Origin of the sequence: Roseofilum capinflatum BLCC-M114, assembly GCF_030068505.1 — a bacterium.
GTDB lineage: Bacteria > Cyanobacteriota > Cyanobacteriia > Cyanobacteriales > Desertifilaceae > Roseofilum > Roseofilum capinflatum.
This window is the reverse complement of sequence record NZ_JAQOSO010000066.1, coordinates 1-21,764: the sequence shown is the minus strand read 5'-3', so window position 1 is coordinate 21,764 and position 21,764 is coordinate 1. Positions and strand designations below refer to the sequence as shown.

Genomic DNA, 21,764 nt, shown 5'->3' with positions numbered 1-21,764 from the left:
CACTTTTCTTTTAAAGATTGCCCCGGACTTTGAAAACCCCCTGCTTTTTAAGGGGCGATCGCTCTGAGCGATCGCCTCTTTCTCAATCAGAGAAGTCTGGTTGATTTAACCCTGTTTCCGTTGCCGCAGGGAACGGACACCCAACACACTAGATCTAGAAAAAGTCCTTGACCAGGAAAGAAATCATAGTAGCCATTACCAATCAAATCAACGGAACCGTCAACCACATCCCAATTAGCCAAACCAAAATGGTTGAGTTTGGGAACACCAACATTTTCAGAGTTAAAGTTATCCTCTAGAAGGATCGTTTGAGCAGACGCGGAGGGAACGGTGGTTACCAAACACACAGTGGTGCTGATGCCTAGAGCTAATCCGAGCAGCAAGTGTTTTGCATTCAATGAATTCATAATTTGTGAGTCCCATACTGACTATTGAACAACAGAAACCACAGAGGCCTCTATAGGTTAGTCAGTTTTTTTGGGCTGATTTTATGCAAAATTACGATTTTTGTAATAAAACGTTACATTATGAGCTAAAATGATAGTGATGAATAAAATCACCCTAGAAGAAATTACCCAAGACTTGACAAGCTATCTCCAACGCGCTCAAGCAGGAGAAACTTTTCTCGTTTTCCAAGGCGATCGACCGGTGTCCAAAATCATTTCCGCTAAATCTGAAGGTGTCTTAGATGCTTTCGATACCTTTCGCTCCAGAATAATTTCGGAATCCATGGACTTAGATTCCTGATGACATTTTTGCAGATGTTCGCGATCGCACTCCTACTCCCGAAAAACCTTGGATCTAAACCTTATTTTGACTGACTCTCTAAAATTTCTCGAATTCTCTCCCGAAACAACCGCACTGCCAAACGCTGGCCAACCTCTTTACTCTGCTCAATAAAACCCGGTATTTCATCCAAAGGCAAAAACGGGAAAGCCAGACTTTTATCTGACCGTTTATATTCTCCCTCAATGAGTTGATAAACTTGTAGGGTTTCCTTGGTATATCTCCACAGTTCCGGCACTCCCAACGCTCCATAAATCTTAAATTTATTGATCGATGAGTGAGTGAGATCCGATTCTACCGCTAAATCTGGAGGCGGATCGTTTGGGAATTCGATGTTTTTATTTCTGACCAAGGATTCATTCTGAATATAACAGCAAGTATCGGGTTCAATGGCACGAGTTAAATCTTCCCGTTCTAAGAGCAATGAACCCAGTTCCAGAATTTCAATTTCCAGCTCTTCTGATAAAGCAGCAAGCAATTTAGAAATCATGATTTTAGGCAATTCATGCTCTTTTAATGGCATTCTCAGTTCTAATACTCCTTCCTGATAAGCAATTCTCCACCCCCGATCCTCGCCCACATCTGTCATCAGTGCCTGATAAGTTGACCAGCTTATATTGCGTAAAATGATGCGATTTTCTGGGGAAACTTGCTTTTGTATGGGAGCTAATGTTGTACTTGGCATCCGCAGTCTCCTTGAGCGTTTGATTGAGTGTAACCGTTTTTAAACATCAGAGCAATATAGGTCTTAGCATTGCTTAATCGATAATTTCTCGAATTCTTTGCTGAAACAACCGCACCGCAGATCGTTGTCCGATCTCTTTACTCTGCTCAATAAAACCCGGTATTTCATCCAAAGGCAAAAACGGGAAAGCCAGACTTTTATCTGACCGTTTATATTCTCCCTCAATGAGTTGATAAACTTGTAGGGTTTCCTTCGTATATCTCCACAGTTCCGGCACTCCCAACGCCGCATAAATCGTAAATTTCTTCAGAGATGAGCGAGTGTAATCTGACTCAATGGCCAAATCTGGAGGGGGATCGTTAGGCAGTTGAATGATTTTATTTCTGACTAAAGCTTCGTTCTGAATATAAAAGCAACTATCTGGCTCAATGGCACGACTTAAATCTTCTCGTTCTAAGAGCAATGAGCCGACACCCATCACCTCAATTTCTAATTCATCAGCGATCGCATTAATAAAAACTGCTATTAGCCAATTAGGGACTTCATGCTGTTGTAATGGCATCCTCAGTTCTAATACTCCTTCCTGATAAGCAATTCTCCACCCCCGATCCTCGCCCACATCTGTCATCAGTGCCTGATAGGTTGACCAGCTTACATTGCGTAAAATGATGCGATTTTCTGGGGAAACTTGCTCTTGTATGGGAGCTAATGTTGTACTTGCCATCCGCAGTCTCCTTGGGGGGTTTATTCAAATATAACTTTTTTTAGAAATAATAGCAATAAAGGTGTTGGTATCGCTTAATCGATAATTTCTCGAATTCTTTATGTTCTTCTAAAGGCATTCTAATTTCTAATACTCCGCGATCGTAGGTAAACCGACAAGCACGATTTTCTCCAACTTCGACCAGCAAAGTCGTAAAAGTCAACCAACTTACATTTCGTAAAATGACGCAATTTCCTGGAGAAACTTGCTGTGGTTTAGGAGCAAATATTGTACTTTGCATCTGTAGTCTCCTTAATTGAGGTCTGGTGATTCGGCCAATAAATTATATCAAATCTATCTATTTACGCTACCTATCTCTGTAGGGGCGGGTTATACCCAAATCTTGTAAACTGACAACTATTTTTGTATTCATGTCCGCTTGCGGAAACCCGCCCTCCCCCACTGGGTCGCTTGCTAGGAATTATGGCTAATCTGTGTCATTACTCTCGTTCACCCTGTCAAAGGGATTGCACAATGTTAACTCAGGCACTCGCTTGAAATCATCCACATTTCTAGTCATTACACAAGCAGAGCAGTGTAATGCAGTTGCAGCAATCAGAGCATCGGGAAGCTTTAGGCGTTGATGTCGCCGTAATTGAATGGTGCGATCCTCGATTTCGGGCAATAAAGGCACTTGTTCAAACTGCATCAATAAATCCGCAATTACCGTTTCTTCTTCGTTGGATAACTCTGGGAAACTCAGCAACTCAATTCGCACAATGGAGGCAATTATAACCTCATGTTGGCTGAGAAATGCTTCTGAGAAAATCGGCAATACTGCTGGCTCTTCACCCAGGTAGTCAATAAAGATGTTGGTGTCGTAGAGATACTTCATCGATCCCACTCCTGACGTATTCTTTCGAGATGGGTGAGCATCTTGTCCCGCTTATCTTTTAGCAATCCCTTTGCTTTGGCAACTTTGGCATAATCGCGTTGCCACAGTGATACAACTGAAGCAGGTACATCTATCGTAATAAAATCTTCATTCTGGTCGATTAAATACTGCTTGGGAATTTTAATGATGGGCATTGTTTCTTTCTTTTTGGGATGAATCAGTTTAATTTTATCAAGGTGGGATAGTTTTCATTTTATCCCAAGTTTCAGGGAGAAACCCAGTTTCTCAAGCAATCCCTTCCCCAGCAAGCAATAGGGGAAATACGGTATGATCGCGATTGCTTCACTGCACTGCGTTCCGTTCGCAATGACTGATCTTCCCTTGCTCAATCTGAAGGGGTCTTGGATGCTTTCGATAAACATAGACTTTTATTGTAGCAATCTGACCACTTGAAGAAACTTGATTTTCGGGTGGGCAGTGCGAAGACCAAATATACGAGCCAAATAATAGTGGTCTGTGCGTTCGGAACAGTGCCACTCGGCGCGACTGACGTACAATGGGATGCGATCGCACTGAGATTCATCTGTAACTGTTGTTTTTGCGTCAATATACAAAGATTCTGCACCCTGTTCATCCAGAATTACAAAATCATAGGGTTGGCGTTGTTCTCCCTGTTGGTTGAGCCAATGGACACGATCTTCACCAAATTTTTCTACCAACCGATGATATAAAAATTCTTCCCCTTCCCAACCAATTTCAGCAAGATTTTGTTTATAGTAACTGATACTGACTGGGGATACATCTTGAATCTGAATAAAACTGAATGGGTCTGAAGATTGCACCTTTTTCGGTGGAGCAAAGAGATTGACGACAGCCTCATAAATCCCCAATTCATGCAAGGCAAACACTAAGCTAGAATCATTGCCCATTTCCGCCGCATCTTGTAAGAGATTGACTACCGATAATTTTTCCTTACTTTCAATTAACTCAGTCACTTCCTCTAACGTGACCTCTTTTACTAAACGATTAAAGCTCTCAAACTCAGTCCCACTCATCTCCTCTCTGAAAACTTGAAATGCTTTGAACTGTTGCGAATTCTGGGCAAAATACTCTAGATCTTGCTCAGAAACCTCTGGATTTTCTGCCAAGCGACTTAAAGCCGAAAGCTTATCCTGGTGATTGAGAATCTTAAAGATACCGGTACTGACTTCTGGATCATTCACAGTTTTCAGTAATAGATTGGCTCTGTTTTTATAAAAATAGCGAAATATATCTTCAATATACGGATCTGGGTAATGATTAGACCATTCAAGTAATTTCGTGATTATTCGAGTAAACTTAGGATCTCCAACTTTATCTTCTCTCTCCCAACTTTCTAGCGCTTCGTCAATCTCTCTAGCAATATCTTTAATCGTTTTGATCTCTTCTTGCTTATGGAATAGAGTTTCAGCATTAATGAATCGTTTATCCAACAGAAAATCATTCCAATAGTCGGACGTGAGCATTTCTAGGGCTTCTTTTAACTCTTCTGGGATATTCTCATCTTTCTTGAGATCGTCCTTCTGCATCAATTTACCGCATTGATTAGGCAAAAGGTAATGCTCTTCAAAGATTGATTGATCTTGTTGATAAAGAAAACAGCAAAATCGATCTAGCCATGCAATTACCCGATCTTGCTCCCAGTCAAAATATTTCACTAAACTATCAAGCGTTTCTTGGTTTTCAATGTCAGCAGCAATAGAGCTGAAAATCCATTCATGAATGAGAGTCCAGGAAAAAGAAACCATATTTTCTAAGTATTTTTTATCGGGAATTTCTCCCGGATAAAAATCATGGGCAAATTCCCAAATCTGATGTTTTGTAGAAGTTTGAGGCTCGGAGGTAGGGAAATAGCTAATTAAATGATAGATGGGGCGACTCAAATTCCAATACTCTGAAGTATCTTCTTTGTTTTTGGCAACTTTAATACAGGCATTCATTTCATCTGAAATATTTTTAACTGCCTTCTGATCAATGTGATTCTCACACCCTGTAATTCTCCGATCTAAGAGAATTTCTCTACAGGGTAAACTCAGCATTTCCATCACATCTTTCAGTTCTTCTGGAATGCGATCGTCAATGTAGCACCCTTCATTATTGATTAACACGCCTTTTTGATTCGGGAGAAGACAGTATTTTTTCAGGAATTTATCATGGTGATCTCGAACAAAGTGAAGTACAGAATTCAGCCATTGCAGTGTTTGTTCAATAGTGCGATCCAGATGTTCGGCGAGTGCATCAACGGTTTTGAGCCGATGGATATCTTCTAACAAGTTCTCAAACGTATATTTGATATCCTCTGGTAATTTTTGACCTAAGACTGATTTGAGAATGTCGTGCCAATCTAAAATATGATTGGCTTGGGGTAAGTATTCAGGATAAAACTCAGAGGCTAACTGAGCAAACTGTTGGACTTTGGATCGGTTTTTGTAACTGGGAATGAGCGCTTCTTTAAGGAGAATTCTTCCTCCGGAAACCGTATCGACTAAGGTGGTATTACTCAGTTGAACGACTAAGTTATCTAGAATTTGCCTGTTGTACCATTGTTGGTCAATATTTTCTGGCAGTTTAGCACCCTCTTTGAGTTTTGCTAATAGGTGAACTTGATGCCAATTTGAGGCGACTAAATGGAGTAATTCAGCGTAAAGTAAGTTGGCTTCTTCTAGAATTTCTTTATTCTGAGGGGTTTTGATGGGATTATCAGGATTGAGTAAGATGCTGTCTCTGGGTTCGGTGGGATTGAATAAGGGACTATTGATGACGACGGGATAGGGAAAAGTTTCGGAACCAATGAGGGGAAATTCACAGAAGAGGGTTGGGATTTCGTCGGCAATTTCTTGGATGGAATAGAGATAATTTTCTCGTGGTTCAACTGCAATTGCAAGGGTAAGGGTTTGCTGAGAATTGGATAAGCAAGCAATGGTTTGTTGGTGTTGTTCTGAATCCCCCTTTTGTTGCACAATGGTGACGATTGATAGGTTATGGATTTGATGGCGCTCTAGGGTGGTGTAGCTGTAGGTGATATCTTGCGTTCGATCGCATAGGGTGACGGAGGTAATGGTAGGGATAAAAGCCAGTGCATAGGCGATCACATGATGCAAGTCCTGAATACCGACTTGAGCCACCTTAAAGCCAGCTTCATCTAATACATAGCGAAAGCAGGTATCACAGGTTTGATTGGGTTGATAGTTGTCGATGGGAGGATAGGAGCGATCGCTATCGATATCTTCAAAGAGCGCAAACGCATCATCTACGTTTTGGATCATGTCGTCTAAGTCGGTTGCACTGCGATCGAGAAGAATCTTAAATGGCTTGTAAATCAAGGTTTGATCGTCCTGATTTTGCAACACTCCACTAATTTCCACCTTGCGGGAGAGCAAGTGAGTCGTCATGAAGCCTGTGCCAAATTTTCCTGTAGTTTTAGGCGTTTGATGTTCTTCCCGTTTGCGCTCTTTGCTAGAAACCTGTTCAATTAAGTAAGTAATATTTTCAATAGAAAAGGGATTACCATTGTGTCGAAACTCTACATACTCCGGAGTCAAGATGATTTCCACCTTAACTTGCTCATTGGCTACGTCTTTGGCATTTTGGAGCAGTTCCCAAATCCACCGTCGCTTAGAAGATGCTCGGTTAAAAAGCTGATCGATCCCATCGAGGAGTTTAGTCGCGATCACTTTCTGGTAGGCTTTTTTCCTGGCTTCTTCTGCCTGTTGTCGGATACCCATATTTTCCCTGATATGTGAGTATCACTTATTGTATCATACTCTGGCTTGACTGCGATCGCCCCCTACTCCCGAAAAACATTCGATCTAAACCTTATGTTGACTGACTCTCTAAAATTTCTCGAATTCTCTCCCGAAACGATCGCACCGCCAAACGCTGGCCAACTTCTTTACTCTGCTCAATAAAACCGGGTATTTCATCCAAAGGTAAAAAGGGGAAAGCTAGACTTTTATCTGACCGTTTATATTCTCCCTCAATGAGTTGATAAACTTGTAGGGTTTCCTTGGTATATCTCCACAGTTCCGGCACTCCCAATGCCGCATAAATCGTAAATTTATTCAGAGATGAGCGAGTGTAATCTGACTCAATTGCCAAATCTGGAGGGGGATCGTTAGGCAGTTGAATGATTTTATTTCTAACTAAAGCTTCGTTCTGAATATAAAAGCACGTATCAGGTTCAATAGCACGACTTAAATCTTCTCGTTCTAGTAGCAGTGAACCGACATCCATCACCTCAATTTCTAATTCATCGGCAATAGAATGAATAAAACGGGCTATTAGTCGATTAGGGACTTCATGCTGTTGTAATGGCATCCTCAGTTCTAACACTCCTTCCTGATAAGCAATTCTCCACCCCCGATCCTCGCCCACATCTGTCATCAGTGCCTGATAGGTTGACCAGCTTACATTGCGTAAAATGATGCGATTTTCTGGGGAAACTTGCTCTTGTATGGGAGCTAATGTTGTACTTGCCATCCGCAGTCTCCTTGGACGTTTGATTCAGTGTAACCGTATTTTGAACATCAGAATACAGCGCCAAGCGCTGTATCAATTTTATAATGAGGTCTCTAAGTCCAGTTGCTTCAGGTGATGATAGGCTTGCTGAATGACTCCTTGACCGCGCAGTAGGCCGGTATTGGCTCCAGGACAGAGATATTCTAAGGGTTTGTCCTTAAAGGTCTCTAACACCTGTTGGACGCTGGCCAGTTGTCGCTTCCAGTGGAAGGTTTTGCTCGTGCGTAGGGGGGTGGGATGGCCTTGACTGTTGGGGAGCAGATGACGACCGGTAAACAAGATTCCCCCTAAAGAGGGATCGTAGAGACATGACGATCCGGGAGAATGGCCGGGAGTCCACAAGGCTTGGATTTGTAGGTCAGAAAAGGTGAATTGGTACTGGAATGGGGTTACACTCAATTTGGGTAAGAGATAGGCCTCTTGCTCTTGGATGATGATTTGGCAGTTAAAGGTTTGTTGAATTTCACGAACTTTGGCGATCGCCCCCCGATGGGTCAAAAAGAGGAACTGTACGCCTCCATGGTGTCGTAAGAAGTCTTGGTTGGTCTGATTCCAAGCGGGACAGTCAATGAGGATATTGCCTGAATTGCCTACAATAAAATAGGAGGTTGCTCCCAAGGTCTCTCGATTGGGAGGAAAGGCGAATCGGTTTTCCAAAATAACTTTGGGTTGTTTGGGAGATAGGTTCCTATCCTTGGGATTTCCACGATATGAAGATGCCATGACTTTGTTATTTCTACTGTTGCTTGGACTAATCACATATTTCATTGTGCAGCGTGGTGTGGCCAGCAGCACAAACACCCCAGTGTGGATTTTGTGGTTGGTGATGATGACTCCGGCCTTGTCCTGGACGCTATGGATATGGGTACAGGGTGAGGAGAACCCGCCACCTTTGGGGGTGATGGTTGCCTTGTTTGTTGTCTCTTCTCTGTTGTATTTATATCTGATTCAGTCGGGACGCACTGCGGCGAAAAATCAGGCTGAATCTCAGTCTGAAGAGGAATCTAATCCTTCTATGCCGACTCCCTTGAGTGTGGAAGAACAGCGACAATTACAACAATGTTTTCCTTGGTCTGCCTATGCGCTCCATGAGACGGAGTGTAAGGGACAGGTGGTGATTTGTCGGGGTCAATTGCGTACCCGTTCCGAGGAGGCCTATCAGACGGTGCGGGAGAAGATAGAGGCTCAATTTGGCGATCGCTTTTTGATTGTGTTTCAAGAAGGATTTGAGGGTAAGCCGTTTTTTGTCTTGATTCCCAATCCCCAGTTTCAGGCCAAAACGCCCCAACCTCGACTCACTCGACCGCTCACTGCTTTGGGATTGTTAGCCTTAACAGTCTTAACTACGACACTAATGGGAACCCTGGCGTTTTCCGATTGGGTGTCTCCAGAAGTGCAAAATAACCCCAATTTGTTACTGCAAAATCCTACGCTTCTGTCTCCAGGTCTCCCCTATGCGATCGCCTTAATGACCATTTTGGGCATCCATGAGCTGGGCCATTATCTCATGGCTCGGCGCTACAAAATTAAGGCTACGTTGCCCTATTTTATCCCTGTGCCCTTTTTCCTGGGAACCTTTGGCGCATTTATCCAAATTCGCTCCCCCATGCCGAATCGTAAGGCTCTGTTTGATGTGGGAATTGCCGGGCCCTTGGCCGGTTTGGTGGTGACCATTCCCATCTTTCTCTGGGGGTTGTCCCTCTCCGATGTGATTACGGCCTCGGAAAATACCAGCATGTTTAATTTCGATTCTCTCAATCCTAAAGCCACCATGCTGTTAGCCATTTTGACTAAACTGGCCTTGGGCAATCAGTTAACGGCCGATATGGCTGTGAATCTACATCCGGTGGCGGTGGCTGGCTTTTTGGGTTTGGTGATTACCGCTCTGAATTTGGTTCCTGTGGGTCAATTGGATGGGGGCCATGTGGTTCATGCCATGTTTGGTCAACGAACAGCCGTGGCTATTGGTCAGGTGTCCCGGTTATTGGTGTTGATTTTGGCCTTTTTGCGTCAGGAGTTCTTCTGGTGGGCAATCTTTCTATTGCTGATGCCGATCGCCGATGAACCAGCGTTAAATGATGTGACAGAATTGGATAATGGTCGGGATCTCCTAGGATTATTGGCTTTGGTCATTTTGGTGATGATTGTGTTACCGGCTCCCCCTACCTTAATTGAATGGTTCTATGGCTGATGATATCCGCAAGTGGTTAGAGCAAATTCGTCAACTGCAAGAGCAAATGAGGAATTTGCAACAAGAGTGCGATCGGGCCTACGCCAGTGCCGCCAATTGGCAGCGCCTGTATGAAACGGAGGCCCAACAACGCCGTCAGGATGCAAAACAAGCGGCGCAGAAACTGCAACGGCTTCAACAGCAATTGGAGAGGGTAGAGCCACCCCAACCTCAGTTATCGGGGGATATCACCGGGGTAGAAGAGGAGCTAGAGAAGCTGGAGTCAGTAGAGGAGACGAAAGCGAAATTAGTGGAAATTCTACAAGAGCGCGATCGCCTCTTGCAAACCATGAACTCCCTCTCCCAAGCCCTGCAAACAGAGAAAGAGCAACACACTCAAACCCGTCAGAACTTAACTTCAGCCTTGGGAGATGCGATCGAGCGCTTAAATCAATTGAAAAATCGGTAATCCGTAATTTTCCCTGATACACTCAATCATTCAAAATTCAGGATTAAACTTGGCATAAACTTCTGTAAATTCCGTAAAGACTTGCTTTGCCAGGTAATCTCTTTTGAGCCTAAAACCGTGAGCTGAATCTGGAGCTGACTTTTTCTGAGATTAGAAACAAATTTAGACAGAACTCGAATGCCCGAACTGTTTAGAAATTCTAGCTTCTGGAAATCTAGGGTTAAATCCCCTGATTTAGAATTAACCACGTTTTCTAGGAACTCAGTCATGGGACGGTACTCCGAAGGGTCTCTGAGGCTCAGTTTGCCCTCAAAGAAGACCGTAGTTAATGAGGAATCATAGTGAATACAGTAATCATCCTCTCGTAGTTCTGTAATCGTCATTGTTCCTCTAGCAACGTGATATCAGAATTTCTCTAATCTTAAATTATAGCACGAACAAAAATAATCAGCAACTAGAGGCGATCGCTATTCCCCTTTCTCTTAATGACCAAAACCGTAATATCATCCGCCAGACTTTGCTCCCCAATAAATCCATAAAAATCATTCAATATCGCGTCTTTAATCTCCTCAACCCTTAGATCCCAGTGCCCACGAATCACATCACATAACTGCTCCATTCCATAGGCCTGTTGTCGATCATTTTCCGTTTCCGTAATCCCGTCCGTATAAAGAACAATCCCCTCTCCAGGGTTGAGCGCCAGAGACACCTGGTCTAAAAACGGCACAATTTCCTCATCAAACGCAATCGGTATCCCTAAATCAACCGTACTCACCTGCTCAATCTCTCCATTTTCCCGAACCACAATCACATCCTCATGTTGCCCGATAATTTGCAATTTTCCGCGATCGTAATTCAAAATCGATAACGTCAAATCCCGATCCGCTTCCATCCTCTGCACATTGCGGTAAAGGGTACGATTCAGAATATCAACAAACTTCACCATATCCTCTTGCTGACTTTCTTTCAGCGTCCGAATCGCCGTTTGTGTCATCACCATTAAAATTCCACTTTCCAACCCATGACCCGTTACATCTCCAATCCCAATCGTTACCCCTTCATCCGTCTGTAAAACATCATAATAATCCCCACCAATTTCCTCAGCAGGCTGCATAAATCCAGAAATTTCCAAATCTTGAATTTCCTCTAACTCCACAGGCTTAGGGAGAATCATCGCTTGCATCTTTTGCAAAATATCCAGCTCCGAACTCATGCGAGTATTTTCCGCCCGTAACTTCTGATTGAGCGTTTTAATTTGGGCATTCGCTTCACTTAACTGAGCCGTCCGTTCTCGCACCTTCTCTTCCAGTTGGGTATAGAGCATATAAAGGGATTCTGCCATCCGATTAAATGACCGAGCCATCAGGCCAATTTCATCTTTAGTGCGGTCATGAAGGGTTAACTTAGAAGTCGGATTCGCTGCGGTTTGGCTCATCACTCCAGAAATCCGAGTTAAACGATCCGCTACTAATTGGCCAAACCAAAAATAAATCACAATGGCAACCACCAAAGTTAATAGGGAAAACGTGAGCCATAGATTATTTAAAGTTCCTGCAAAATTAGCCCGTAAATCTGCAATCGGCACATAAATCATCAACGCCCCCACAATATCCCCCACTTGCCATCCAAAACCATTCGTCGATCCATAGCGTTGAACAATCGGTTTAGGTGCAACGTTCGGGTCTCCATGGCATCGCAAACAACTGGCAAAAACCTGGACTGGACTGGCTGAATAGAACCGTTCTTCATTATCTAAGGTTGTGTAACCAATCAATTTTTCTAACTTAGGATTTTGACGAAATTTTTCAATGATACTGACTTCAAATTCATTGGCCCTATTAATGGGGTTAGTGGGATTAATGGTTGCGGGCTTATAAGTATATTCAGGCAACGCTAAATTAAACTCTTCAACGACTTGACGAGTAGCAAAATTTGCTGATAAGACTTCAATGGGCAGATCGTCCGTTATTTGCTCAACTGCTGGTCGTAGGGAGTGAGTCATATAGTCTTGGGTTGCTTGGGTAAAATGAAGCACCAGTTCAGTCCGGTTTTGGGCTTCTTTTTCCAAAACCTGGATTTGCAGTTGATGAATGTACCAAGCACCAGTGGCCATGACGACCACTAAACACACGAGGGTAACCAGGATGAATTTGATACGGATAGACATCGCTTACTGAAGCTCTTTAAGTCGTTGTTGCAATGTTTCTAGTTTAGTGGCTTTTTCGGCTTCAGTTAGGGTATCATCCTGTTTAACCGTCTCGATCGCTCTGGCTACTTCTAACTCTCGAATCACGTTCCAGGTGCGATCGCTCGCTGGATCGAATCCCGACCACACCAAAGGTTCTAAGATCTCTCGGTCAGTAAATCGATAGAAAAAGTCCTGAAGTTCCGTTTTCAGACATTCCGGTAAATCTCGATGATAGGCCAAGGGATCTCCAGGAATCACGGGAGAAGTCCAAACCACGCGAATATTTTCAAAGGCTTCTGGATCAGATTGTTTTAAGCGCTGCAATGCTTCACTATTATTCGTCGCCACCTCTACCTCTTGATTGGCAACGGCTAAGGCTGTATCTTCATGGGAGCCTAAAAACGACACAGATTGAAAGATATCTTGGGGTTCAAAATTATTTTGAATAAATAGATAATAAGTTGGAACCAGAAACCCGGATGTCGATTGCCGGTCATTAAAAGCAAAGGTCAGATCCTGGCTATTTTGGAAAATAACTCGATCTCCATCCCCTTCTTGTAGATTGATTTCCTCCAACAAAGGATGATCTTTATGCATAATTAAATGGGCATAATATCCCAAATAGCCTTGACTGCTCACCGTTTGGGCAAAGGCTTCGGCTTGAGATTTTTCTGCGGCTTCAATATAGGATTTTCCCCCATACCAAGCCAGTTGAATCTCTTCTTCTCCCATAGACTCAATCAGGTCACCGTAATCTCCGTAGAACGGCAATACCGGCCGAGCGATCGCTTCTCCCACTTTCTCTAAGAATGGAGTCCAAATTTCCTCTAATGTCTCTTCTGATTCAGCCGCCAGAATGCCAAAGGTTATTTCAGGGAAGTCTGGGGCACAGGCCTCGGCGGATACCCTTTCGGTTGTTTCGATTGCGGTGATAGTCGTTTCTGGGTTAGAACCTGCCGTACAACTGATTAATAGGGGCGTAGAGACTAGGGAAACTAAAGTGAAGGAAAAAAGGGATTTTTTTTTAGGTTAGTCATAAACAATATCTAGACTCATATCTTGCATACTGTGGCACAAACCCAATCGATTGTCAATTTTAGTCCAGCCATCTTAAAATAAAGATTACCTGAACTTAATTTACCCCCGAATCCATGACTGCTGATTTACGACAATCCGCCCCCGCAACTCAACGGAATCGAGAACCGATCTTAAAGGTTTTAGAACGAGTGTTACCGTCAAAGGGAACGGTTCTGGAAGTGGCCAGTGGCACTGGGGAACATGCCGTATTTTTTGCACCTCGCTTACAACCGAGAGCTTGGTTGCCTTCAGACTTCAATCCCCAGTTAATCGAGAGTATCAAGGCTTGGCAAGCCTATTATCCTAATAATTTTTTGTATCCGCCAATTCGTTTAGATGCCCAAAATCCTCCTTGGGATTTGGGGGAATATCAATCAGAAATTACGGCCATAGTTTGTATTAATATGATTCATATTTCTCCCTGGGAAGTCTGTCTAGGTTTGCTAAAAGGCGCTCAAGACCTTCTACCGTCCCAGGGAATTTTATATTTATACGGGCCATACAAACACAAGGGAGAACATACAGCTCCGAGTAATGCGACGTTCGATCGCTCCTTACGCTCGTCTAACCCCCTTTGGGGAGTGCGTAATTTAGAGGATGTGATTGAAGTCGCTCAGGCTCACCATTTGCGTCATTTAGAAACGATAGAGATGCCTGCCAATAATCTCTCGGTGGTCTTCGAGCGAGTTTAAAGCGGTTTTAACGTTTCTATTGTGACCCGCGAGCAAGATGCTCGCACTCCTCCCTCAATCCAAGAAACCGGGTTTTTCAGGTCACCTGTGTCTCGGAACCGATATCGGTGAAAAAACCCGGTTTCTAAAGCCTTAAACCAATTTCAAATTGGGATAAGCGGCTAAAATATCATCACTGGTGAGGGTATCCCCACTCGCTTGGGGAGTCCAGAGGACTTCAATGGCTAAGAGGTTCTCTTCGCCTAACGATCCGATTTGACTCAGGGCACGGCGTAAATCCTGAGAACCATTAATCGTGGGTAGCTCTAATTTACCGAATGTGGCGGCTACTAAGGTAACCACAATATAGTCCCCGGATGCTTGTTCTAACTCATCGGTTGCATCACCGGGTAATGCGCCCTTACTTTCCGCTTGCTTGAGTTGGTTATTGTAGTTCGATAGGGTTTCTTCGGTGAACTTACTGCGCTCGGCAATAGAGAATTCGTTAAACTTCGCTTCTGCCGTATCTAAGCGCCCTGGAGAACTTTCGGCACTGCCATACACCCAATATTCCGGATGGCGCAACAGGGAAAGGGTGGCTTCTTGCAGAATTTGGGCCCGTCCAGAACCGGTACTGGGGTCGCTGGTTTCGGCAATTCGGTCTAAGTCGGTTTGCAAGCTACGGGCATCGGCTAAGAGTCCCACTTGCACTTGGGCAACGGAAGCTGTGGGATTAGAGCTACCGGTGAGCATTTCTCCATCCCCATCATTGAGGCGACGCACCGTTTGCATGAGGAAGTTGGCGATCGCCACAAAAATCAGGATCGTAAACAGCCCACCAAACCCGCCTCCAAAGCCGAAGAAGGGCAGTAAAAAGGGAAAACCGAATCCCCCCCCAAACCCATATCCACCGCCCGTATAGGTGCGGCTAGGGGCACTATAGCTGCGGCTGGGTGCGCGGAACGAGCCGCCCCCAATGCGTCCTCCACTTCTGGCCGCTAGGGCACTGCTGGCACTGCCAAACGTGAGGGCAACCATTAAAACCATGAGTACCAAGGATTTCCACGCGGTTTTTCGATTAAGCCAAGATCGGTTTTTCATCAGTTATGCTCTTGAACATCTTGATTACGACAAAGGGAGGAGAACTGGAATCATCCTCTCCTCCCTTTAAAGTATCTTTAGATTAAACCCTTGGGATTGTCGGTTATCCCCCTTTACACAGGTTGGGTCACCTGAATTTACGGCTCAGTCGTCGAAAGGGTAAACCTTATAAATGGCGACTAGAGAACGGTTTGCCTATTATCCCTAACCGCAGTCCAGAACCCTCACTTCACGAAAACTTCATAACTCACGCTCCCTTCAGTAATATCACTATGTTAGAGGTCTCCGCTACATCAATCCCAGCGATTATGTAAAGAATTGTTTCGTCTTGCATAAAAACAGGTGGAAAAAACTGAGAACCCTATAGAGGGGTTCATACATTCCACTCTGCAAATACTCTGCTATTGCTGACGATTCTAGTGAATCAATTCTAGTGAATCAATGCAGTGCAGACAGTTGGTTTGCGATCTTTTTAGATTGAGAGACAATCACCATGGAAGACTATAAAACCCAATCATTTTCATTCTCCTCTGCACTCTTAGCGCTGACTGCTACCGTTGGACTGAGTGCGATCGCCGCCCCCGTACAAGCAGGTACAATCCGTCACGATCGCTCCGACTCCCAATATCGCAATCTGGCCAACTTATTTCCCAGCGTCGGCTATCTCAGTGCCCGCAACTCCAGCAGTAGCTGGGCATGTTCGGGAACACTCATTGGCTCCAGATATGTCATGACCGCCGCCCACTGTGTCGAAAATGGCTCATACATGAATCAAGGCACATTCTGGGTAGGCAATAATCGTTATTCTGTCACCGGATTAACCGCTCATAGAGATTGGTTTGCAACCGGTCGTAACCTAGGATTAGGCAATGACATCGCCCTTCTGGCCTTATCTGAATCCGTCAGGGGAGTCAATCCTGCCTCACTCTATACCAGCTTTAATGAAGATATCAGCCTGGGCACTTATGTGGGCTATGGCAAAACCGGTAACGGCCTTACCGGAGCCATTTATCGCGGTGGAACCAAGCGAGCTGGACAAAACATCATTGGTACGGGTAATCGACTAGGATACAGTAACAATGTTTTAGTCTCTGACTTTGACGACCCGCGTACCAGCAGATGGTGGGACTCCTTAAGCCAACCCCTGAATTTAGAGTATCAACTTGCCAAAGGCGATAGCGGTGGAGGTTTATTTATTAACGGTCGAGTCGCAGGCGTTCATTCCTTTATCAGTTCCCGTGATGGTAATACCAATGCCAGCTACAGGGACTACTCTGCTTCTACCCGTGTTTCCACCAAGAAAAACTGGATTTGGGGAGGATTAAACGCTCTCGGCAATTTTTTTGGAGGGTCTACAGTCGCTGAGTCTAATCCCAGTGTACCCGCCCCTGCTGCGGCTCCCCCTGGTGGCTCCTTGATTCCCTCTCTAATGGAGCTTAACCCAGAATATAACTACTTTGATCCGAACCATAGAATCCGTGTTCTTGAGGATACAGGTTTTTACGCCGATCGCGCAGATGTCCCAGAACCGAGCAGTCTTTTCGGGTTGGGCTTAGTCGGTGCATTCCTTGTCAAACTCCGGTTCCGTTCAGCAGGTAAAAAGTAATCTTCTTGCTCGATTAAGAAGTCAGCCATAGAGCTACAGAGAATTACTCAAGGTGGAATATCATCTTCCACCTCCTGTTCCTGCTGGCTTCAGATTGACCATAGCCAAAAACCCTTCAACCTACGAGATACTAATGAAACTTCAATCTCTTCCCTTAATGGCTGCCACCTCAGTGATGGCATCCCTATGCAATTTGCTCGTCTCTCTTCCCGCTCAAGCCAGTTTTACCTTTAGCCGCATTGCCACCACCCAAGCCAATCCTTTTGGCAGTTCTTATGACAACCTGGGTATGGGATTAGGAACTCAAGGGGGAATGTCCAGTTATCGGCCTAGTTCTCTGTTCTCAGAAATTGTCAACACCCCTCAACGCCGAGGTGTTGCCGTCAATACCTCAACCAGCACCGTTGCTTACTATGCAGAAGAAAAGGGCATTCAGGGCATCTATACCAGGACTGGAAATGGTGCGCCTAAGCTTATTATCGATACCTCAGCCACCTCTGGCTTCAAGAGTATCGGTCAAGGTATGGCAATCAACAATAACGGAACTGTTGCTTTTTTTGCCACGAAGAAAACTGGCGAAACAGGAATTTTCACCCATGATGGCGTAGTGGGAAACCAGCCCAAACAAATTGCCAAAATTGGCGCTCCCTATACCAGTATTTATCCTGGTGTTTCCATTAACGATGATGGCACAGTTGCCTTTCTTGCTGCCATTCCTCCCAGTAATAGTCCGATTGCCTCAATCTCTAACTTTTCGCGATCGGAAGTTTTTACCAGTGACGGAACAACGACTCACAAAATCACTGATTGTACAGGTTTGGGTGCAGGCAGTCAGGCTTGTCCTTTAATTCCCACATCACCCACAATTAACAATGACGGCGATGTGGGTTTTGCCAGCAAAAACGGCATCTTTACCAGCAGTCCTGGATCTCCCATCTCCGTGATCATGGCGGATCAGGGAGGTCAAAATTTTTGGTTAAACTACTACCGAGAACCCAATATTAACGACAACGATTTGATTTCTGCTTATGCTCACAACGCTGGGCCAGGCCAGTTAATTTTTTCGTCTAATGGTGTTCAGGGTCAAATGGTAGCCGGGAATAACTTTACTACTTCTCGTGACCCATCAACCTTTTTGCATGTTGGGACAAGCGCCATCAATAATAGGGATATTGTGGCATTCATGGCCAATCAAATTGGTGTTGGTAAGGGGATTTTTATTGGTGCTGATGCTCAAAAAGATAAAGTCATTGGTGTTGGCTCTACCTTGAGCGGTGCGAAAGTCGTTGACTTGGCTATGGATCGGGAGAGCTTCAATGATAATAATGAGATCAGTTTCTGGGCAAGACTCGATAATGGCACTCAAGGCATTTATCGGGCTAACAAGTTTGGTGATTCTCAATTCAATCCCTTTATGCCCAATTGTGTACAAAATGGTGCTACCTTTAGTTTTTGCAATGCGAAACCGAGACTATGGTACGATCCGCCCTCTGCTTATGGTTTTGACTATCGGATGACCTCGGATTCTCTGTTTACGGAAATTATGAATCTTCCCGTTGGGTTTACCGATCCGTTTAAGGTCATGGTTGACAATATTTTTCTGGGTGAATTCACTGCCGGAGATAGCGTCAACTTCAGCGATTATTCTGAGTTATTGGGGGATCTGCTGGTTGAAGGATCTGGGGTAAAAGCCTTTAGTGTTTTAGGTTTGAATGTCGATCCGAGTAATCCTGATGTTTTCCCCATCAAACTCGATGCGAATACGGAGACAATCAGCTTCGATATGTACGCGAGAATGCAGGAAGACTCTTCTGATATTCCAGAACCCTCGGCACTGTTTGGCTTAATGCTGGTTGGCACAGGTTTCTTGTTGAAGAAGGGGGTTCAAAAGCACTAATCATATCAAATCCGAATAATCAGTTACAGTATGTCATTGCGTTTCCGCTTCGCCGACATGAAAGCGAAGCTTGCGTGAAACGCGAAACGCGAAACGCGAATGCTTTCCTGCGGTTGCAATGACAAGTCTTTAACCGGATTTGATATCAGTTGTGGTGCGTTACGCGGGGAATAAAATTTACTTGACTTCGGCACAAGTTAATTCCCCGCTAACACACCCTACTGCCTTGACACAGCTAAAATAGTGCATTAGCGTAGGGTGGGTTAGGCGGCTAAAACCTAGACTCTGACAGCAATCTATCAATCCGCCGTAACCCACCATTTTAGGGTTGTCACGGCACTACTGGCTTAACTGATCCCCGTAGTAAAAACACAGTTAACCGGATAGGCTACCCACCGCCCACGATGGTGACGATTTCCAGGCGATCGCCCTCTTTCATCTCAGTTGTATCCCAAAACTGGCGATGGAGGATTTCCCCGTTATATTCCACTGCCACCAAGCGCGGATTTAAGTCTATGGATTCCAAGAACTGGGGTAAACTCATGCCGATGGCACAAGTTCGGGATTCCCCATTCACCTGTAAGGTGACTTCTGTCATGCTCAACCCCTCCCGACTTGAGTATTTTGAATCGCTTTCATGGTTTCCATCCGCACCAATTGGGAGAGGAAATATTGAGTCACTAAGGTGGGTTGCTCTGCTTCCATAATCGCTCGAACTACGGCAATACGGTGAGCGCCTGACTCTAGCACCTCATTAAAATTATTCACATCGATACCACCGATCGCAAACCAGGGAATGGGACAATGTTGGGCCGCATAGCGCACATACTCATAGCCAGCCGCCGCTTTATTGGGTTTCGTCGGCGTAGCAAACACTGGGCCCACCCCCACATAATCAGCACCTTCGGCGATCGCCCGTTTCATCTCTTCCGGGTTCGTCGTCGAGCGGCCAATAATTTTCTGGGGGCCCAATAGTTCCCGCGCCACAGCAATAGGCAGATCCTGTTGTCCCAAATGGACTCCATCCGCATCCACTGCCAACGCCAAATCTATTCGGTCATTAATCAAGAATAAAGCACCATAGCGATCGCACAATTGGCGCAAACTCTGAGCCAAAGCAAAACGCTCCCCATCCTCAGTATTCTTATCCCGATATTGAATCAGCTTCAGCCCCCCTTGCAGAGCCGCCTCCACCACCTCCAACAACTCCGGCATCGGAGAAGTCACCAAATATAACTGAGCCTCCAAAAGCTGCTGATGGCGACCATAGGCCATGAGCTGGCTCTCCAGAGTATAGACCCGATAGCGCATTTGCTTACACACCCGGCCCATCTGCCGGTCTTCCAGTTTCCCATACTCCTCCAGAACCCGCAGCGCCTCCTCAACCCGGCATAAATTCGCCTGGAGCAACTGATGAATCGTTCCCCGATATTCTTCCCGTTCGTGGGTTAACTGGGTTCCCGGATCGTCCGGCGTATTCCGCGCTGCCCGAATTTCCGCCGTATGCCATTGGGCCAATTCCTGGCGCAACCGCTTACACTCCTCCGTTAGATCCGGGTTATTCAACCCAAACCGACACCACTCCTCAATAATCCGCAGTCCTTCTCTGGCGCGGTCTAGATTAGCATCCAAAATGCGATAAATTACAGATTTTCCCATAACGTGACCGTTGTATAGCTCCGCCATTACCCCGTTTTCATTATTCACCATTAGGATATCCTGCCATATCCCTGGGCAATCAAAAATTAAAAATGAGGCGCAACAACAGGTTTACCCAGGAACGAGCGGCGATTTCGATCCGCTTCCACATTGAGCTATATTTCCTTTGGCTTTAAACTCTAGTACAACCATTTGCGTGGGATAACCCGACGCAAAATAGGATAAAAAAGCCGTCCTTCTAGGACTTAGGACGGGGCTTTAGACCCAATATTTTTGGTAAACTTTCGTTATAGAGATCGACTCTTCCCATCCAATCATTATGCCCTAAGCCTTCAATAGGAACCAACATTTTCGGGCTATTGGCGACTTGGTAGAGTTTCTGACCATGGATAAAGGGAATTACCCGATCCAGTTTGGCATGAAAAATGAGGAGAGGAGCGTTAATTTGTTTGATTTTGGCAATATTATTAAATTTGTCAAACGGAAATAAAGGTATCCAAGTCACCACCCGCAAGACGGAAATAAATGTGTTTTCAGTCACTAGGGCAGCGATAGGAGTCTGGGTGGCTAAATCAATGGACGGGCCCCCACCCACAGAACGACCATAGAGGATAATTTGACTGGGGGGAATCTCTAGAGTTTCCGTGAGATAGGCATAGGCAGCGCGAATATCTTCATATGCACCTCGTTCTGTCGGTCGTCCTTGACTGGTTCCATAGCCTCGATAGTCATAGGCAAACACGCTAAACCCCAGTTGATTGAAATGTTCGAGAACGGGTTGAATCATGCCCAGATCTTCGGCATTACCATGGCTATAGAGTAGGGTATATCTGGCGTTGGGATGGGGCAAATATTGACCGGTAATTTGGATTCCCGATGTAGAGGTAAGGGTCTGGGTCTGGGGTAGAGTTTGATAGCTAGATAGGGGGGGCAGAAAAATTCTACTGTCTGCGATTAAGAAAATGTAAACACAAAGAATAGCATAAATGGCGATCGCCGATCGCAGCAGACGAAACAAGGAAAATTTGCCAATTAACAGGGTTTTTAACTGTGGAGTTTTCATGATTTTTCTCGGCTTTGAGAGACCTCCCGATCGCCTAATGGATTACAGTCCATTAAAGTATCGCGTGGGGTAGGCAGGGGATGCTTGTGGCCGTTCAATGATATCGCTTAGATATCGCTTACAGCACTTCGCGATCTTATCTTGTGAGGTACAGCCAGACAGATCCCCCTAAATCCCCCTTAAAAAAGCAGGGGGTTTTCATTTTCACAAATTATACCACAACAAAAGCAAAATCTT

At 44.9% G+C, this 21,764-nt stretch carries 22 protein-coding genes; 6 read left to right on the top strand and 16 right to left on the bottom strand.

The genetic code is table 11. From position 1 onward, the window contains the following. Window positions 1-86 precede the first annotated feature (86 nt). Window positions 87-407, bottom strand: a complete 321-nt coding sequence (locus PMG25_RS11845) for a hypothetical protein (RefSeq protein WP_283767110.1) — start codon at window positions 405-407, stop codon at window positions 87-89. A gap of 139 nt (window positions 408-546) precedes the next feature. Between PMG25_RS11845 and PMG25_RS11840 the strand changes: the two genes are divergently transcribed. Then, window positions 547-747: a type II toxin-antitoxin system Phd/YefM family antitoxin gene (locus PMG25_RS11840; protein ID WP_283767109.1), complete on the top strand. Its 201-nt coding sequence runs from the start codon at window positions 547-549 to the stop codon at window positions 745-747. Window positions 748-808: 61 nt separating this feature from the next. Here the strand turns inward: PMG25_RS11840 and PMG25_RS11835 are convergent, their stop codons facing one another. From PMG25_RS11835 to PMG25_RS11800, 8 genes are all read right to left on the bottom strand, one after another. Further along, complete coding sequence (locus tag PMG25_RS11835) at window positions 809-1,471, bottom strand: Uma2 family endonuclease (RefSeq protein ID WP_283767108.1); 663 nt, start codon at window positions 1,469-1,471, stop codon at window positions 809-811. Between the two features lie 73 nt (window positions 1,472-1,544). Further along, on the bottom strand, window positions 1,545-2,195 hold the full coding sequence (locus PMG25_RS11830; protein ID WP_283767107.1) for a Uma2 family endonuclease: 651 nt from the start codon (window positions 2,193-2,195) through the stop codon (window positions 1,545-1,547). Window positions 2,196-2,235: 40 nt separating this feature from the next. Further along, complete coding sequence (locus PMG25_RS11825; RefSeq protein ID WP_283767106.1) at window positions 2,236-2,475, bottom strand: hypothetical protein; 240 nt, start codon at window positions 2,473-2,475, stop codon at window positions 2,236-2,238. A gap of 186 nt (window positions 2,476-2,661) precedes the next feature. Then, a complete protein-coding gene (locus PMG25_RS11820; protein WP_283767105.1) occupies window positions 2,662-3,069 on the bottom strand; it encodes a type II toxin-antitoxin system VapC family toxin in 408 nt (135 codons plus the stop codon). Continuing rightward, window positions 3,066-3,263, bottom strand: a complete 198-nt coding sequence (locus tag PMG25_RS11815; protein ID WP_283767104.1) for a hypothetical protein — start codon at window positions 3,261-3,263, stop codon at window positions 3,066-3,068. The genes PMG25_RS11820 and PMG25_RS11815 overlap by 4 nt, the downstream gene beginning before the upstream one ends. A 234-nt stretch (window positions 3,264-3,497) precedes the next feature. After that, window positions 3,498-6,833: a sacsin N-terminal ATP-binding-like domain-containing protein gene (locus PMG25_RS11810; RefSeq protein ID WP_283767103.1), complete on the bottom strand. Its 3,336-nt coding sequence runs from the start codon at window positions 6,831-6,833 to the stop codon at window positions 3,498-3,500. A gap of 91 nt (window positions 6,834-6,924) precedes the next feature. Then, entirely contained in the window at window positions 6,925-7,587 is a 663-nt protein-coding gene (locus PMG25_RS11805) for a Uma2 family endonuclease (protein ID WP_283767102.1), read from the bottom strand. 78 nt (window positions 7,588-7,665) lie between these two features. After that, the gene (locus PMG25_RS11800; protein ID WP_283767101.1) at window positions 7,666-8,349 is read right to left on the bottom strand and encodes an MBL fold metallo-hydrolase; all 684 of its coding nucleotides are present in this window, start codon (window positions 8,347-8,349) and stop codon (window positions 7,666-7,668) included. Here PMG25_RS11800 and PMG25_RS11795 point away from each other — a divergent pair. Then, entirely contained in the window at window positions 8,348-9,817 is a 1,470-nt protein-coding gene (locus tag PMG25_RS11795; RefSeq protein WP_347178818.1) for a site-2 protease family protein, read from the top strand. The two genes, PMG25_RS11800 and PMG25_RS11795, sit on opposite strands and share 2 nt — an antisense overlap. After that, the gene (locus PMG25_RS11790; RefSeq protein ID WP_283767099.1) at window positions 9,810-10,265 is read left to right on the top strand and encodes a hypothetical protein; all 456 of its coding nucleotides are present in this window, start codon (window positions 9,810-9,812) and stop codon (window positions 10,263-10,265) included. The genes PMG25_RS11795 and PMG25_RS11790 overlap by 8 nt, the downstream gene beginning before the upstream one ends. Before the next feature lie 26 nt (window positions 10,266-10,291). On the opposite strand, the gene PMG25_RS11785 is transcribed toward PMG25_RS11790, so the two are convergent. From PMG25_RS11785 to phnD, 3 genes are all read right to left on the bottom strand, one after another. Continuing rightward, on the bottom strand, window positions 10,292-10,648 hold the full coding sequence (locus PMG25_RS11785; protein WP_283767098.1) for a slr1659 superfamily regulator: 357 nt from the start codon (window positions 10,646-10,648) through the stop codon (window positions 10,292-10,294). Window positions 10,649-10,719: 71 nt separating this feature from the next. Then, window positions 10,720-12,432 carry a c-type heme family protein gene (locus PMG25_RS11780; protein WP_283767097.1) on the bottom strand — a complete coding sequence of 571 codons (1,713 nt, stop codon included), beginning with the start codon at window positions 12,430-12,432 and terminating at the stop codon, window positions 10,720-10,722. 3 nt (window positions 12,433-12,435) lie between these two features. Beyond that, complete coding sequence (phnD, locus tag PMG25_RS11775) at window positions 12,436-13,377, bottom strand: phosphate/phosphite/phosphonate ABC transporter substrate-binding protein (protein WP_283767111.1); 942 nt, start codon at window positions 13,375-13,377, stop codon at window positions 12,436-12,438. Window positions 13,378-13,604: 227 nt separating this feature from the next. Between phnD and PMG25_RS11770 the strand changes: the two genes are divergently transcribed. Continuing rightward, window positions 13,605-14,222 (top strand): DUF938 domain-containing protein, encoded by a 618-nt coding sequence (locus PMG25_RS11770; protein WP_283767096.1) that lies wholly within the window; start codon window positions 13,605-13,607, stop codon window positions 14,220-14,222. 132 nt (window positions 14,223-14,354) lie between these two features. Here PMG25_RS11770 and PMG25_RS11765 read toward each other — a convergent pair whose 3' ends face one another. Then, entirely contained in the window at window positions 14,355-15,302 is a 948-nt protein-coding gene (locus PMG25_RS11765; protein ID WP_283767095.1) for a DUF1517 domain-containing protein, read from the bottom strand. Between the two features lie 493 nt (window positions 15,303-15,795). Between PMG25_RS11765 and PMG25_RS11760 the strand changes: the two genes are divergently transcribed. Both PMG25_RS11760 and PMG25_RS11755 read left to right on the top strand, forming a co-directional pair. Then, window positions 15,796-16,908: a trypsin-like serine protease gene (locus PMG25_RS11760; protein ID WP_283767094.1), complete on the top strand. Its 1,113-nt coding sequence runs from the start codon at window positions 15,796-15,798 to the stop codon at window positions 16,906-16,908. A gap of 133 nt (window positions 16,909-17,041) precedes the next feature. Then, window positions 17,042-18,805, top strand: a complete 1,764-nt coding sequence (locus tag PMG25_RS11755; protein WP_283767093.1) for a PEP-CTERM sorting domain-containing protein — start codon at window positions 17,042-17,044, stop codon at window positions 18,803-18,805. Window positions 18,806-19,193: 388 nt separating this feature from the next. Here PMG25_RS11755 and thiS read toward each other — a convergent pair whose 3' ends face one another. From thiS to PMG25_RS11740, 3 genes are all read right to left on the bottom strand, one after another. Then, complete coding sequence (gene thiS, locus PMG25_RS11750) at window positions 19,194-19,403, bottom strand: sulfur carrier protein ThiS (RefSeq protein WP_283755202.1); 210 nt, start codon at window positions 19,401-19,403, stop codon at window positions 19,194-19,196. 2 nt (window positions 19,404-19,405) lie between these two features. Then, a complete protein-coding gene (locus PMG25_RS11745) occupies window positions 19,406-20,491 on the bottom strand; it encodes a thiamine phosphate synthase (RefSeq protein ID WP_347178819.1) in 1,086 nt (361 codons plus the stop codon). A gap of 211 nt (window positions 20,492-20,702) precedes the next feature. After that, a complete protein-coding gene (locus PMG25_RS11740) occupies window positions 20,703-21,527 on the bottom strand; it encodes an alpha/beta hydrolase (protein ID WP_283767091.1) in 825 nt (274 codons plus the stop codon). Window positions 21,528-21,764: the final 237 nt, after the last annotated feature.

Excerpts from the sequence above, each read along its gene's own strand:
- PMG25_RS11810 (WP_283767103.1), bottom strand. The coding sequence starts at position 6,833 with ATGGGTATCCGACAACAGGCAGAAGAAGCCAGGAAAAAAGCCTACCAG.
- PMG25_RS11780 (WP_283767097.1), bottom strand. The coding sequence starts at position 12,432 with ATGTCTATCCGTATCAAATTCATCCTGGTTACCCTCGTGTGTTTAGTG.
- PMG25_RS11805 (WP_283767102.1), bottom strand. The coding sequence starts at position 7,587 with ATGGCAAGTACAACATTAGCTCCCATACAAGAGCAAGTTTCCCCAGAA.
- PMG25_RS11790 (WP_283767099.1), top strand. The coding sequence starts at position 9,810 with ATGGCTGATGATATCCGCAAGTGGTTAGAGCAAATTCGTCAACTGCAA.
- PMG25_RS11765 (WP_283767095.1), bottom strand. The coding sequence starts at position 15,302 with ATGAAAAACCGATCTTGGCTTAATCGAAAAACCGCGTGGAAATCCTTG.
- PMG25_RS11800 (WP_283767101.1), bottom strand. The coding sequence starts at position 8,349 with ATGGCATCTTCATATCGTGGAAATCCCAAGGATAGGAACCTATCTCCC.
- PMG25_RS11835 (WP_283767108.1), bottom strand. The coding sequence starts at position 1,471 with ATGCCAAGTACAACATTAGCTCCCATACAAAAGCAAGTTTCCCCAGAA.
- PMG25_RS11825 (WP_283767106.1), bottom strand. The coding sequence starts at position 2,475 with ATGCAAAGTACAATATTTGCTCCTAAACCACAGCAAGTTTCTCCAGGA.
- PMG25_RS11770 (WP_283767096.1), top strand. The coding sequence starts at position 13,605 with ATGACTGCTGATTTACGACAATCCGCCCCCGCAACTCAACGGAATCGA.
- PMG25_RS11840 (WP_283767109.1), top strand. The coding sequence starts at position 547 with ATGAATAAAATCACCCTAGAAGAAATTACCCAAGACTTGACAAGCTAT.
- PMG25_RS11760 (WP_283767094.1), top strand. The coding sequence starts at position 15,796 with ATGGAAGACTATAAAACCCAATCATTTTCATTCTCCTCTGCACTCTTA.
- PMG25_RS11785 (WP_283767098.1), bottom strand. The coding sequence starts at position 10,648 with ATGACGATTACAGAACTACGAGAGGATGATTACTGTATTCACTATGAT.
- PMG25_RS11740 (WP_283767091.1), bottom strand. The coding sequence starts at position 21,527 with ATGAAAACTCCACAGTTAAAAACCCTGTTAATTGGCAAATTTTCCTTG.
- thiS (WP_283755202.1), bottom strand. The coding sequence starts at position 19,403 with ATGACAGAAGTCACCTTACAGGTGAATGGGGAATCCCGAACTTGTGCC.
- PMG25_RS11795 (WP_347178818.1), top strand. The coding sequence starts at position 8,348 with ATGACTTTGTTATTTCTACTGTTGCTTGGACTAATCACATATTTCATT.
- PMG25_RS11755 (WP_283767093.1), top strand. The coding sequence starts at position 17,042 with ATGAAACTTCAATCTCTTCCCTTAATGGCTGCCACCTCAGTGATGGCA.
- PMG25_RS11815 (WP_283767104.1), bottom strand. The coding sequence starts at position 3,263 with ATGCCCATCATTAAAATTCCCAAGCAGTATTTAATCGACCAGAATGAA.
- PMG25_RS11745 (WP_347178819.1), bottom strand. The coding sequence starts at position 20,491 with ATGGCGGAGCTATACAACGGTCACGTTATGGGAAAATCTGTAATTTAT.
- PMG25_RS11820 (WP_283767105.1), bottom strand. The coding sequence starts at position 3,069 with ATGAAGTATCTCTACGACACCAACATCTTTATTGACTACCTGGGTGAA.
- PMG25_RS11845 (WP_283767110.1), bottom strand. The coding sequence starts at position 407 with ATGAATTCATTGAATGCAAAACACTTGCTGCTCGGATTAGCTCTAGGC.
- PMG25_RS11830 (WP_283767107.1), bottom strand. The coding sequence starts at position 2,195 with ATGGCAAGTACAACATTAGCTCCCATACAAGAGCAAGTTTCCCCAGAA.